The sequence below is a fragment of the Synechococcus sp. R5-15 genome (genome assembly GCF_047462035.1).
In the GTDB taxonomy this organism is placed as follows: domain Bacteria; phylum Cyanobacteriota; class Cyanobacteriia; order Thermostichales; family Thermostichaceae; genus Thermostichus.
The window spans coordinates 1-11,989 of record NZ_JANSIK010000149.1 but is presented as its reverse complement, the minus strand read 5'-3'; the positions used below and the strand labels follow the sequence as shown (position 1 = coordinate 11,989).

The 11,989-nt window shown below is 58.6% G+C and carries 15 protein-coding genes; 10 read left to right on the top strand and 5 right to left on the bottom strand.

Translation table 11 applies throughout. From position 1 onward, the window contains the following. The first annotated feature begins 111 nt into the window (after positions 1-111). From NW839_RS11975 to NW839_RS11950, 6 genes are all read left to right on the top strand, one after another. A complete protein-coding gene (locus tag NW839_RS11975) occupies positions 112-969 on the top strand; it encodes a hypothetical protein (RefSeq protein WP_414349815.1) in 858 nt (285 codons plus the stop codon). A 28-nt stretch (positions 970-997) separates the two neighbouring features. Continuing rightward, positions 998-1,303 carry a hypothetical protein gene (locus tag NW839_RS11970; protein WP_011434047.1) on the top strand — a complete coding sequence of 102 codons (306 nt, stop codon included), beginning with the start codon at positions 998-1,000 and terminating at the stop codon, positions 1,301-1,303. A 27-nt stretch (positions 1,304-1,330) separates the two neighbouring features. Further along, positions 1,331-2,509: a tetratricopeptide repeat protein gene (locus NW839_RS11965; RefSeq protein WP_414349816.1), complete on the top strand. Its 1,179-nt coding sequence runs from the start codon at positions 1,331-1,333 to the stop codon at positions 2,507-2,509. 428 nt (positions 2,510-2,937) lie between these two features. Then, the gene (locus tag NW839_RS11960; protein WP_255344540.1) at positions 2,938-3,072 is read left to right on the top strand and encodes a hypothetical protein; all 135 of its coding nucleotides are present in this window, start codon (positions 2,938-2,940) and stop codon (positions 3,070-3,072) included. Continuing rightward, the gene (locus NW839_RS11955) at positions 3,062-3,829 is read left to right on the top strand and encodes an RNA polymerase sigma factor SigF (RefSeq protein WP_414349817.1); all 768 of its coding nucleotides are present in this window, start codon (positions 3,062-3,064) and stop codon (positions 3,827-3,829) included. Before NW839_RS11960 ends, NW839_RS11955 begins: the two co-directional genes overlap by 11 nt. Positions 3,830-4,196: 367 nt before the next feature. Next, positions 4,197-4,790, top strand: a complete 594-nt coding sequence (locus tag NW839_RS11950; protein WP_414349818.1) for an SAM-dependent methyltransferase — start codon at positions 4,197-4,199, stop codon at positions 4,788-4,790. Here the strand turns inward: NW839_RS11950 and NW839_RS11945 are convergent. Then, on the bottom strand, positions 4,787-5,200 hold the full coding sequence (locus NW839_RS11945) for a VOC family protein (RefSeq protein WP_414342826.1): 414 nt from the start codon (positions 5,198-5,200) through the stop codon (positions 4,787-4,789). The genes NW839_RS11950 and NW839_RS11945 overlap by 4 nt on opposite strands. A 456-nt stretch (positions 5,201-5,656) precedes the next feature. Here NW839_RS11945 and NW839_RS11940 point away from each other — a divergent pair, with 456 nt between their 5' ends. The 4 genes from NW839_RS11940 (at position 5,657) to NW839_RS11925 (ending at position 8,740) form a co-directional block, all read left to right on the top strand. Further along, positions 5,657-6,685 (top strand): rod shape-determining protein, encoded by a 1,029-nt coding sequence (locus NW839_RS11940; RefSeq protein WP_414331964.1) that lies wholly within the window; start codon positions 5,657-5,659, stop codon positions 6,683-6,685. Positions 6,686-6,744: 59 nt separating this feature from the next. Continuing rightward, positions 6,745-7,497, top strand: coding sequence for a rod shape-determining protein MreC (mreC, locus tag NW839_RS11935; RefSeq protein ID WP_414349819.1), 753 nt, complete (start codon positions 6,745-6,747; stop codon positions 7,495-7,497). Then, positions 7,475-8,119, top strand: coding sequence for a rod shape-determining protein MreD (gene mreD / locus NW839_RS11930; RefSeq protein ID WP_414331966.1), 645 nt, complete (start codon positions 7,475-7,477; stop codon positions 8,117-8,119). Before mreC ends, mreD begins: the two co-directional genes overlap by 23 nt. A 393-nt stretch (positions 8,120-8,512) precedes the next feature. Beyond that, a complete protein-coding gene (locus NW839_RS11925; RefSeq protein ID WP_011434056.1) occupies positions 8,513-8,740 on the top strand; it encodes an indolepyruvate ferredoxin oxidoreductase subunit alpha in 228 nt (75 codons plus the stop codon). Between the two features lie 286 nt (positions 8,741-9,026). Here NW839_RS11925 and NW839_RS11920 read toward each other — a convergent pair whose 3' ends face one another. The 4 genes from NW839_RS11920 to NW839_RS11905 form a co-directional block, all read right to left on the bottom strand. After that, entirely contained in the window at positions 9,027-9,551 is a 525-nt protein-coding gene (locus tag NW839_RS11920) for a YIP1 family protein (RefSeq protein ID WP_414349820.1), read from the bottom strand. 338 nt (positions 9,552-9,889) lie between these two features. Next, positions 9,890-10,084: an IS630 transposase-related protein gene (locus tag NW839_RS11915; RefSeq protein WP_071818172.1), complete on the bottom strand. Its 195-nt coding sequence runs from the start codon at positions 10,082-10,084 to the stop codon at positions 9,890-9,892. 324 nt (positions 10,085-10,408) lie between these two features. After that, positions 10,409-11,413 carry an adenosylcobinamide-phosphate synthase CbiB gene (gene cbiB, locus NW839_RS11910; protein WP_414349821.1) on the bottom strand — a complete coding sequence of 335 codons (1,005 nt, stop codon included), beginning with the start codon at positions 11,411-11,413 and terminating at the stop codon, positions 10,409-10,411. Positions 11,414-11,426: 13 nt separating this feature from the next. Beyond that, positions 11,427-11,882, bottom strand: a complete 456-nt coding sequence (locus tag NW839_RS11905) for an Rrf2 family transcriptional regulator (protein WP_414349822.1) — start codon at positions 11,880-11,882, stop codon at positions 11,427-11,429. Positions 11,883-11,989 lie beyond the last annotated feature (107 nt).

Genomic DNA, 11,989 nt, shown 5'->3' with positions numbered 1-11,989 from the left:
GGTGGGGCATCCCGTTCTTTTCGCGTCAGCGGGACGTAGTCCTCAAGCGCAGGAAACGTCCTTTTCGCGCCAGCGGCGCGGAGCGCTTTGCATCAGCATGAGTGCGGGAGTATGTCACGACGGAAGGTGAGGCAGATGGGGGGCTGGCTCAGGCAAAACTGGCTGTGGCAACTGGGGAGAGCCCTTGTGGCTGTTTGGATCGGCTGGGCGGAGGGGAGCGCTGCCTGGGCGAGGGACATGGCGCCGGCTGCCCCTGGAGTCTCCTCTCCCCCTACTTTGCCCATCCCTTGGGAATGGGTGTACGACTTGCAGGAGCAAGCCCGGCAGCGGCAATGCACATTGGTTGGCCTGTTGCGCAGCGATCCCTTGCCGGCGCCGGATCCCCAGTGGCAGGTGTACACACGGCTAGATTTGGTGGCCACGCCTCAGGCTGGTCGGTTGACTAGTGTGTTGTTTGCCGAGAACACCCGTACTCGGGCCTTGCAGGTTATCTATCAAGCCTCAGGGTCGGTGTACGACCCCGTTGAGGCATTGGATTTTGCCATGATCCTGCCTCTAGGCTGGCAGGGGAACACTTTGCTGGCGCGGGAGTACGAAGGCTGGTTCCAGACCGATTTGAGCTGGGATCGGGCGGTGGTCTGGCCTTTGCCCACTGGCTCGACAGGGATCCCACCGGTGCAAATCTGGGATCCGCCGCCGGCGCTGGGGTATGCGCAGCTGCTGGGCTGGGATCCCCAGGCGCGAGAGCGGGTGCTGTTTGCGGTGGCCGATAGCCTTGGAGAGATGCCCCGCTTGGTGAGCGTGGGCCCAGACCGCCAGGTGTTGCTGCGAGCGCCTGCCGTTGCCCTTTCCCCAACTCCCTCTTCTCTACAGGGGTGGCAGGAGATCCGGCCCAAGGGGGGAGAGCCTCTCTGCCACCAAAGCCGTTTTGGGCTGGAGCAGGGAGGGGAAAATGAAAAATTAAACTGAGATGCAGAAGCCTGTGGGAGCGACAACCATGTCCAAACCGGTGGTGCGGCGGGGCTGGCCTCTGGAGGCCTTTGTCGGGGATGTAATCGTCTGTACCCTAGAGGGATCCCATCTGGATCAGGTGACGGAAATCCGAGTCAGCCCGGCGGGTAAAGGGATCCGAGTCAGCTTTGGGGATCCCTTGGGACGCTCTAAGGAACCGGTGCAGGCCAACGCCGAGGCGCTGACGGTTACCTTTGAGATCGATCCCAGCACCTACCCTGGCGAAAAGCGCATTGAGCTGATCTCGCCGGCAGGGCCCAGCGATCCCCTGCCGTTTTTGGTGATGATGTAGAGGCGCGCAGAAAAGAGGAAGTGGGTCATGCCGTTTGTGATTGCCCCGACCGACGTGGGCGTGCTGCTGCTGGGGGCGAGCCTGTTGCTTTTGGCCGGGGGTTGGGCCTGGTGGCTGCGGCGGCAGAAGCGTGCTGCCTCCCCAGAATCTACAGCCGTTTCGCCGGCCCCGGCGGTTGACCCATCTGCCCTTTCGGCGGAACAGGCGGCTCAACTACAGCCCTTCGAGCAGGCGGTGGGAGATCAGCCGCAGGATCCCATTGCCTGGTACAACCGCGCCACCACCCTCGACCACCTGGGGCAAGCCCAAGCTGCCCTGGCCAGCTACGACCGCGCCCTGGAGCTGAAGCCGGACTTCCCCGAAGCCTGGAACAACCGTGGTTCTCTGCTGGACGATCTCGGTCGCCATCAAGAAGCTCTGGCCAGCTATGAGCGGGCTCTGCGGCTGAAACCGGATTTTTTTGAGGCCCGCTTTAACCAGGCCAACACGCTGCGGCAATTGGGCCGCTACGAAGAAGCCCTACGTGCCTACGAACGGGCCCTTGCCCTCAGCCCCGACAGCCCGGAAACGTGGTACCTGCACGGGCTAACCTTAGCCTCTCTGGGACGGTGGCAGGGATCCTTGATCAGCTACGAGAAAGCCCTCGCCATCAACCCCGTCAATGCCCAAGTTTGGCAGAGTCGGGGCCTGGCTCTGTTTCACCTAGAGCGCTACGTCGATGCTCTGGCCAGCTACGAACGAGCCCTGCAACTGGGCTCCGAATCGGCCTCTCTCTGGGCCGGCCATGCCCTTGCCCACCACCGCCTCGGCAACCCGATGGAGGCCCTCAACAGCTATGACCGTGCCCTGGCGCAGGATCCCAAACGCCCTCAGATCTGGGTGCAGCGCGGCCTGGTGCTGATGGACTTGAACCTCTACGAGCTGGCCATCCAGAGTTTTGATCGGGCCCTGCAGATGGATCCCGACAATGCCGAGGCTCACTACGCCAAAGCCTGCTGCTGCGCCTGGGAAGGCCAAGTGCCTCAGGCCCTACAAGCTTTGGAGCAAGCCCTACGCCTGGAGCCGGAACGCTACCGCCCCTTGCTCTCCTCTGAGCCCTATTTCGACCTCATTCGCGAGGAGCCGAGTTTTGCATCCTTTTTGGCAGCCCTTGCCGGCACGGATCCCCCCAAGAACCCCCCGCCGCTGTCACGAACAGCCTCTTGACGTTCTCACCTCCCAGAAGGAGAGGAGAGGCTGGAATGCACAGGCTGTTTCACCGCCAACCTGACCCAATCACCAATAACCACGAGAGCACGCCAACAACAGAAATCCGGCAATTTCGTTGGGTCTTACGGGAAAATTGCGCTCTTTTGCCGATGAAACCCGCCGATTTTCCGTGGAGATGCTGTTGCTTGGGTCAAGAAACCTGGTCAAACTAAGAACGTTCCAGCTCTTGGCAAATCTCAACAGTGTCCGGTTGTGCTTCTAACGCCATCCCTGTAGCCCTGTAGCACCTGCTTGCGCAGGGTCTGGCTGGGCAAAAGCGTCTCTTGACTGGATGGGTGTTGGTTATGGGTGGGATCCTCAACCTTTGAATGGTTTTCGAGTTCCTTGAGTGCTTGTTCTACAGTTATTTTCGGCAAATCGGTAAAGTGGTTGTCTATGATAACGGCCCCTCGCCTGACCTCTCCCAAGAACTCCGTCTCCCTGAGGCGACCGGCGGCCCCCCCTCCATTGCCTTTGGCCAAGACCGGATTCCCAGCCGCATGTGGATCTATGGCATCTAGTGAGGATGTTAAAGCCCGAACTGCCGAACTGTTGCGGCTGTACCACCAGAATCGCGATCCAGCCCTGCGCAACCGGCTGGTGGAAATGAACTTGGGCTTGGTGCGCAAAGAGGCCCACCACTGGCGCAACCAATGCAATGAGGGGTACGACGACCTGGTGCAAGTTGGCTGTTTGGGTTTGATTCAAGCTATCGAACGCTTTGACATCAGCCGAGGCCTGGCTTTTAGCTCCTTTGCCCTGCCCTACATTCGCGGAGAAATTCAACACTACCTGCGGGACAAAAGCCCCACCATGCGGATCCCACGCCGCTGGACGACCCTGCAAAGACAAGCCAAGAAGGTGATTGCCCGTCTGCGGCAAGAGTTGGGCCGTTCTCCCTCTGAGGCCGAGGTGAGGGAAGCCCTGCAACTGACGGAGCAGGAATGGCGAGAGCTGGAGCTGGCCCAACAAAACAGCCTTTTGCTCAGCCTGGATGCCCCGATTCAAACCGAGGAAGACAGCGTCGCTTTGGGGGAGGTCGTTCCGGATCAGCGCTACCGCAGTTTTCAACTGGCTGAAGAAGATCGTATTCGCCTACAACATGCCTTGGCCAAGCTGGAGGAACGTACCCGCAAGATTTTGGAATTTGTCTTCTTCTATGACCTCACGCAAAAAGAAACGGCAGAGCGGCTAGGGATCAGTGCCGTTACCGTTTCCCGCCAAGTCAAAAAGGGGCTGGAACGCCTGGCTAAGTTGTTGAATCAAGATATTTTTTGAGATACAGCCCGTTACAAATTAAGGGATATAAAAGGGTATAAAAATCGTGTTTCCGAGGCTTGACCCCAGTGAGGTTTAGAACAAGCAGGTTCATAGTCATTCCAGACTCGATTGAGATACTCCCGCCGCTGCCCAGACGCTCCGCGCCGCTTCCCCCAGCCCCTCCAGAGGGAGAGGGGAGTTAGAGAGCAATGGAACGGAGATGTTTCATTCCTGTTGAAAATGACCATACAGGTGTATCCCATAACCCCTTAGTAGACTGTACTTGAGCCGACGCAATTGGCGGTGACTTTCCACCCAGTAGAACGGCAGGGGCTCTGTACTGCGACAGGTTGATAGACTGATGGGAAATTGATGAGAATATTTGATGAACAGAGAAAACCGCTCTTCTCGGAATCAACCCTTGGTGCCCCGCGGTTTCAAACCTAAGCTGGGTCAGAACTCGGTGGGCAGGGATCCCTTCTTCCAACGCCAGTCCAACCGGCAAAGTCCAGAGGGAATCCGCTTAGCCCCCTATGTGCGCACCTTGCCCTTGGTTGTGGATGCCATGCTGGATTTGGCCCAGGTGGGGAGCGAGGATACTCTGTACGACTTGGGCTGTGGGGATGGCCGCATTCTCATCCGGGCGGCACAGCGCTTTGGCACGCGGGGCGTGGGGGTGGATATCGACCCGGAGCGCATCCTGGAAGCCCAACAGCGGGCCCAAGAAGCCCAAGTTCAGGATCGAGTTACTTTTCTCCAGCAGGATCTGCTCACTCTGGACTTAACCCCGGCGACGGTGGTGAGTTGTTATTTGCTGCCCAGCTCCCACCTGCTGATCCGAGACAAGCTGCGCTCCCAGCTTCGGCCCGGCGCTCGTCTGGTCACCCACTCCTTCGACATGGGAGATTGGCTCCCCACCGCCACCACCACCGTATCGGATGTTATCAACACCTACACCATCTATCTCTGGCGGATCTAACCCTGGGGATCCCAGGCCGTCGCTTCCTCAAAAGCAGCAGAGGGCTGGTGCAGCACAATCCGGTTGCCATCGGGATCCCGAAAATCCACCTCCTGTCCATGAAAGGCTTGCCGCAGGGGGGAAATGGAGAGCTGATAAGCTCCCGCCAACCCTTCCAGTGTTGTCAGGGATCCCTGTAAATCTTGCACCTGCAGGCAGAGGCTCACCGCTGCGGCTTGGGCACCACCATCGAGATGACGGCTGCGATAGAGGCCCAGCCGCAACCCTGGCAGACGAAACTCTACGTACACCGGATCCCCCTCTGTCGGGAGCTGGACTTGGGGAGAGATCCCCAAGAGATCCCGATAGAAGCGTTGTAGACGAGGCAAGTCCAGGGTAGCCACGCTAACCAAGGCACCAGAGAGCTGCATCGCAACCGCCAAAAGACCGGGTTGGTCTATCTTAGCTAAACTGCCGAGAAGCCCCGCGCTGTACCCGCAGGGTGAGCGTCGGGAGGATGTCACTCAGCTCCAACACCACGCGAGTCTGGGTGGCGATGTCGGATCCACCGTCTTGCCCTCCGGATCCAGGGCCAATGTGCCCGAGATGTAGAGGGTATTTTGCCCACCTTCACGCCGGGAGAATAGGGGGCGATGGCCGGATAGCCGGCTGGAGCAATGGCAACCTTAGGCATATGGGATCCCGAATCACAACAGGATTGCACCTTAGCGGCGAATTCGATCTTCCACAGCTGGCTGGGATACAGCCATAGCCGGTTTCTCTGGAGCAGATTCCCACTCTTCGGGGGAGATTCTCTTGCAGAACTAGACTATAGTAGGTACCAAAGCTTGCTGCTTCTTCCCAAATCAAGACTGGAGCGACTTACCGTGGGGTTATTCAGCCGATTTTCCCGTGATATGGGCATTGATTTGGGCACTGCCAACACGCTGGTCTACGTGGCCGGGCGAGGCATTGTCCTGCAAGAGCCCTCTGTGGTCGCCATCGACCAAAACACCAAGCAACCCCTGGCTGTGGGGGAAGATGCCAAAAAAATGTTGGGCCGTACCCCCGGCAACATTGTAGCGGTGCGTCCTCTGCGAGATGGGGTGATTGCCGACTTCGACACGGCGGAGATGATGCTAAAACACTTCATCCACCGCGTACACGAGGGCCGGTACCTCATTGCTCCCCGCATTGTGATTGGGATCCCCAGCGGCGTGACCGGAGTGGAGCGACGGGCGGTGATGGAAGCCGCTCTCCAAGCTGGGTCGCGGGAGGTGTATTTGGTGGATGAGCCGGTGGCAGCAGCAATCGGGGCCGGGCTGCCGGTGCAAGAGCCCACTGGGAACATGATCATCGACATTGGCGGCGGCACCACTGAGGTAGCCGTCCTCAGTTTGCAGGGGATCGTGCTGAGCGAGTCCGTGCGGGTAGCGGGAGATGAGCTGAGCGAGGCCATCGTCCAGTACATGAAAAAAGTCCACAACCTCACCATCGGGGAGCGCACCGCTGAAGAGATCAAGATTCGGATTGGCTCCGCCTACCCAATTCAAGAGGAACTGACCATGGAAGTGCGCGGGTTACACCTGCTCTCGGGTTTACCCCGTACCGTCACGGTGAAGAGCACCGAAATTCGCGAGAGCATGGCCGAGCCCCTCTCGGTGATTGTGGAAGCCATTAAGCGCACCCTGGAGCGCACTCCACCGGAATTGGCTGCCGACATCATCGACCGAGGCATCATGCTGGCCGGGGGAGGAGCCTTGCTCAAGGGTCTAGATGCCCTGATCAGCCATGAAACCGGGATCTTGGTTCACATTGCCCCGGATCCCCTCAGTTGTGTGGTGCTGGGTACAGGGCGAGTTTTGGAGGATTTCAAAACCCTAGGTCGAGTGTTGAGCGGCAGCTTCAAGGGCTAGAGGAGTTTCTTCCCATCCCTGATCTAAGGTGTGAGTCGAGTGGGTTGGAGAGGTATTGCTTGAATTGGCTACGCCAATGGTGGAGGCGCCATAGCCTGGGGTTGCTCCTGTCTGCTTTGGCGATGGGGGCAGCGCTGGGCCTGCGCCAAACCCAGGGATCCCTATTGGTGGAATTGTACAGTTGGATCACTGCTCCAGCCCGTCCGCCTGTGGATCCCGCTGTGGTGCTCAGCCAGGCCGCTAACCGTGAGCTGCAAGCCCTGGTAGCCGAGTTGCAGTACCAAAACCGCGAGCTGAAGCGACTGCTGCAATTTACCGAGCAAATGCCCCAAGCGGGGATCCCAGCAGCCGTGGTGGGTCGCAGCGCCGATCACTGGTGGCAACAGCTCACCCTCAGCCGCGGCAGCCGGCATGGAGTCAGGGTGGGAGATGTAGTCATGGCGCCGGGAGGGTTGATCGGGCGAGTCGAGTCGGTCACGCCCAACACCAGCCGAGTGCTCCTGATCAGCGATCCCACCAGCCGTGTCGGGGTAATGCTGAGTCGCAGCCGACACATGGGCATCCTGAGGGGTACGGGCACCCAGAGTGCCATTTTGGATTTTTTCGACAAGGCCCCCAAAGTAGAGGTGGGGGATGTGGTGGTGACCTCGGGCCTGAGCAGCTTTTACCCAGCCGGGGTTGTGGTGGGAACGGTTCGAGCGGTCAACTTGGATGCCAGCCCTGCCCCTCAAGCCACTGTCGAACTGTCGGCGCCGCTGGGTCTCTTGGAATGGGCCTTGATCTACCGCTATGCTCAACCCTCTGATTCCTAAGCTTAAGTCTCACCTTAACTGGCTGGTGACTGTCCTGTCGGGATTGCTGGCAGCAGTGGCCCCTTGGTGGCGAGGGCCGGGCTTGGAGCTAGCAGGCTTAACCCCAGATTGGCCCTTGATCTGGGTGGTGTGCTGGAGTGTGCGGCGCAAAGCTTGGCAGGGGGCTGTTGCCGGGGTCACCCTGGGTTTTCTGCAAGATGCGCTGACCAGCCCTTGTCCTACCCATGCGCTGGGGCTGGCTGTAGTTGGGATCCTCACCGCCAAGTTGCAAAAACAACGCTACATGCAAGAAGACTTTATCTCGGTGGCCTTGATCGTTTTTGGTATGGTGGTGATCGCCGAAACCTTGATGGCACTGCAATGGATGTGGCTCGTGGCCTCGCAGGGATCCGATGACCTGGATCCAGCAGGAACGCAAACCTTGCTGGATGGATTGGAGAACTCCCTTCGGTTTTTCGGCAACATTGGTGGCGATGGCCCCCGTTCTCTGGAGAGCATCTGGTGGAACCATCAACGCAATGCCCTCACGTCTGCTATTTTAAGTAGCCTCTGGGCACCCGCTTTGTATTGGCCCCTCAGCCGTTGGTGGCAGTCTCAAGAGCGGGATCCCAGAGAGATTTAGCCCCTGTTTTATGCCAAATCATCCTATCTTTCGGTTAAAACCCAGGTCACAGCAGAGTATGTCCCTTGGCATTTTTGGCAAGAAAGAACTCTCGAGGCGGCGGGAGCCGGTTTGCCGACTGTCTCTGACCTCCCACATGTTGGCGCTGTGCTGAGAGGCCCCAGACAAAGTCAGAAAAAGCGACAATCCGGAAAATTCTTCGTTGGGGAGCAATTTTGGCCTAAAATGAACCCCAGGACTGGGATATAAGCCCCATCTTTTTCAGGAGCTTCGGGCAAATATCGCGCATTCTAATCAAAAAGTCAACAGCATAGGAAGCGCAGGCGACGTCAAGGCTGACCTTGTGGCAACTGCACTTAGAATTTGACTTAGAGCAATCATTGGGAGGGATCCATGCCGCATACAATTGTCACCGATATCTGTGAAGGTGTGGCCGACTGTGTAGAGGCTTGCCCTGTTGCCTGCATCCACCCCGGCGATACCAAAAATGCCAAAGGCACCGACTACTTTTGGATTGAGTTTTCCACCTGCATCGACTGTGGCATCTGTTTACAGGTTTGCCCCGTAGAGGGCGCTATTCTGCCGGAGGAAAAGCCGCATCTGCAGCGAGTGCCCCGCTAATTCCAGGGAAGCATCCCTGGCCACACGCCGGGATTCAACGAGAATTACAATCATTTCAATTCCAACCAGGACGCTGCACCCACACCTAGAACGTTAGTCGCGTCTTCGCGTCGTCGTGTCAGCGTTGCGGAGCAATAGCGTTGCGGTTCCCGTCAGGGTGCCGTAGGCATAGCAATAGCGTTGCGGAGCAACAATACGCAGAACCGGAAGGCTTTTCAAGGACTCCGTCCCGCTGGCGCGATCAGTAGCCTAGGCGTTTCACCTTAACCTGAAACAACTATAAGCTTTAGCCCAAGGAAGCCAAAGTAACGACGCTGCTGGTCAGCCAGCTCAGGGACAGGATCCCCCCCAGGAAAGCCAATGGGATCAGTCCCAGCAGCCGCCACCACTCCAAATCCAGCGCTACAGCTACTGCCCGCACCTGCCAAACCACAAACCACAGCAGAGCTGACAAGCCCAGCAGGGATCCCACCACCCCACCCAACGATTGAGCAGGCCCCAGCAGCAGCCACGGCAAACCGGCAAACCCCGTCAAGCACAGCAGCGCTGAAAAGGAAGGGACAGCCCGACCCAAACAAAAGGCCAGCAATTGCAACACAGCCGCCAAACCCACCCAGCCCAGGGATCCCATCAGCACCGCCAGCACCATGCTCGGCAGGCTTACCCCAGAGCGGCGAATCGCATCCAGGACGTTGAGCAGCCCCACCACCCCAAAGGCTTGCCAGAGAACAGGCTGTTCCCGCAACGCCCGAAAGGTGCGCTCCGGCAGAAACCAAGCGCCGTAGATGTTGTCTAACCAGGAACCAAGCATGGCCAGCAACCCGTCAAGCTGTCTTTTATCCTAGCCCTTGGTGAGCACTTGACGGGCACACCCCAAAAATGGGGTATGATTGGGAGAGGATTCTGCGGCGTTGGTGACTGCCGTTATGTTTTTGCGATCTATACCCTTCGACAATTAGGATGGGAAGTGGATGTGAGAGCAGTAGGCCAAACTTGATTTGGAAACTATCGACAATCATCCCCGGTATCCTATACTGGATTTTCCAGGTCGAAAACCACGGTAAAACGGCGCAACAGTATCCTCAAAAAAGCCCTCGAAAGGGGGCCTTTTTGTTGTTTGGATATTGTCGGATATTGTCAATGCTGCAGTTAATGGGTATTGCTCTGGCGCTGGGCTCCATCCTTTAGTCGAGCTTCTGGGCACTGGTCTACGTCTTGCTGCAGGGCAGCCAAGTCTGTCTTTCGCTTGCGGGTCTTGACTTTTGTTGTCGTGAGGTCTGCTCGGCTCAGCCAGCGATAAACGGTTGCACAAGTGACATAACTCCCGCACTCATGCTGACGCAAAGCGCTCCGCGCCGCTAAAGCGAGAGAGTGCGAGCTTCAAGGACTCCGTCCCGCTGACGCGAAAAGGACGGGATGCCCCACCGCCCTGTGCTTGATATCTGTAGCAGCTGCTGTTTTTATCATCGTTTATTTCAGCGGTTCTAGGTTCACGGCAGGTTGACAGCAGCTACGGTTTTTGTTGCCGCCGATCTAGTTAGCTTTGCTAACTCTACCTCAAGTTCTGGGGGAAGTTGCGCCTGTGGAGATTCCTCTGCCGGGGTTGAGTCAAAAGCTCAGCTAGGTAAGGGTCGTAGAAGCAGGAAGCAACCGGTTGTTTAGTTCATCCTAGGGGGTGAAATAAACGACCATGAGTTGCAGAACGGTCAACAGGAGAGTTGCTCCCACCATCAAACTCCCCCAAATCCATACAACCTGTCGCAGCAGTCCCAAGCTTTCCCGCACCACTTGCGGGGTCAAGGGGCGAGCTGGGATCCCCAATTTGGGTTTCACCTTCGGGATCCCCTGATAGAAATTGGTTCCCCCCAATTGGATCTGCAGCCGCCAGGCAAAAGCCGCTTCGCTCCACCCCGAATTGGGGCTGGGATCCGCCTGCGCGTCCTGACGACACCGCTGCCAGAACCCCCAAGGATCCCGGCTGAGCAGCGCCAGCGTGAGCACCGTCAGGCGGCAGGGCAGCCAAGTCAGCCCATCCTCACAGCGGGCCGGCACTGTGCCCAAATGGGTGAAAGGGGGGTGGCGGTAGCCCACCATCGAATCCAGCGTGCTGCTGGCCTTGTAGGCTAGGGCCAAGGGCGCCCCTCCCAAGAAGGCGTAGAACAGAGGGGCAGTTGCTCCGTCGGGAGTATTTTCGGCCACCGTCTCAATCAGCGCCCGCAAAATCTCCGATGCCGTCAGGTGCTCTGTATCCCGCCCCACGTAGCGGCTGAGACGTTGACGGGCCTCCGGCAGATCCTCTTTTTCCAAGGGATCCAACACCTCCAAGGCAGCAAAGCGCAGGCTGCGCCCTCCCAGACAGCTGGCCATCAGGATCACCTGCACGAGGATCCCTGCCCAGGGGTGGACGGCATTGCCGATGGCGACCAGTCCCCAGCCCACGCCGTAGGATCCCCCCACCAAAGTTAGGGTGAGAACTGCCCCGCCCCACTGTTGTGCTCGCGGAGTTGAGCAGTGCTTGAGGATATAGCCTTGCCCCCAGGCAATAACAGCCCCCATCACCCGCACCGGATGAGGCCAACCCCAGGGATCCGCCAGCAGATAATCCAAAGCCAAAGCTGCCGCCAGCACCACCCCGGCAGTTGGTTGGGCCGGGAAAAACAGCGATGACTCCATCCCGCCAGCAGGCTCAAACCACAAATCCACTCTCCTGATCCTGAGCCGCCTGCCAGCTCCGAACATCAAAATACAGATCTTCCAAGGTGGTTTCCTCCAGCACCTGCTGCACTTGCCGAGCGATCCGCTGCCACAGGGCTTCCGTCACCCAGTCCAGCCGCTCCGCCGAATACACGGCTGTGGCGTCAGAACTCTCCACAAGAGGATGCAGGGATTCTCCCACCGCCGCCAAAATGGCGCTGATCGGGATCCGCCGCGGCGCCCGTGCCAACCGGTAGCCTCCCTGGGCCCCCCGTTGGGAACAAACCAAGCCGGCCTGGCGCAACTCAATCAGCAACTTTTCCAGGTAGGGAGCTGGGATCCCCTGTCGCTGAGCAATGGCCCGCACCGAAGCCATTTGCCCGGAGCCGAGCATCGCCAGATCCAACAAAGCTTTGATGCTATAGGTGGCCCGCGTTGTCAAGCGCACCGGGATCCCTCTCCGCAGCACTTCTCGATCCTGCCATAGGACTCCGTCCCGCTACCGCGAAAGGACTCCGTCCCGCTACCGCGAAAGGACTCCGTCCCGCTACCGCG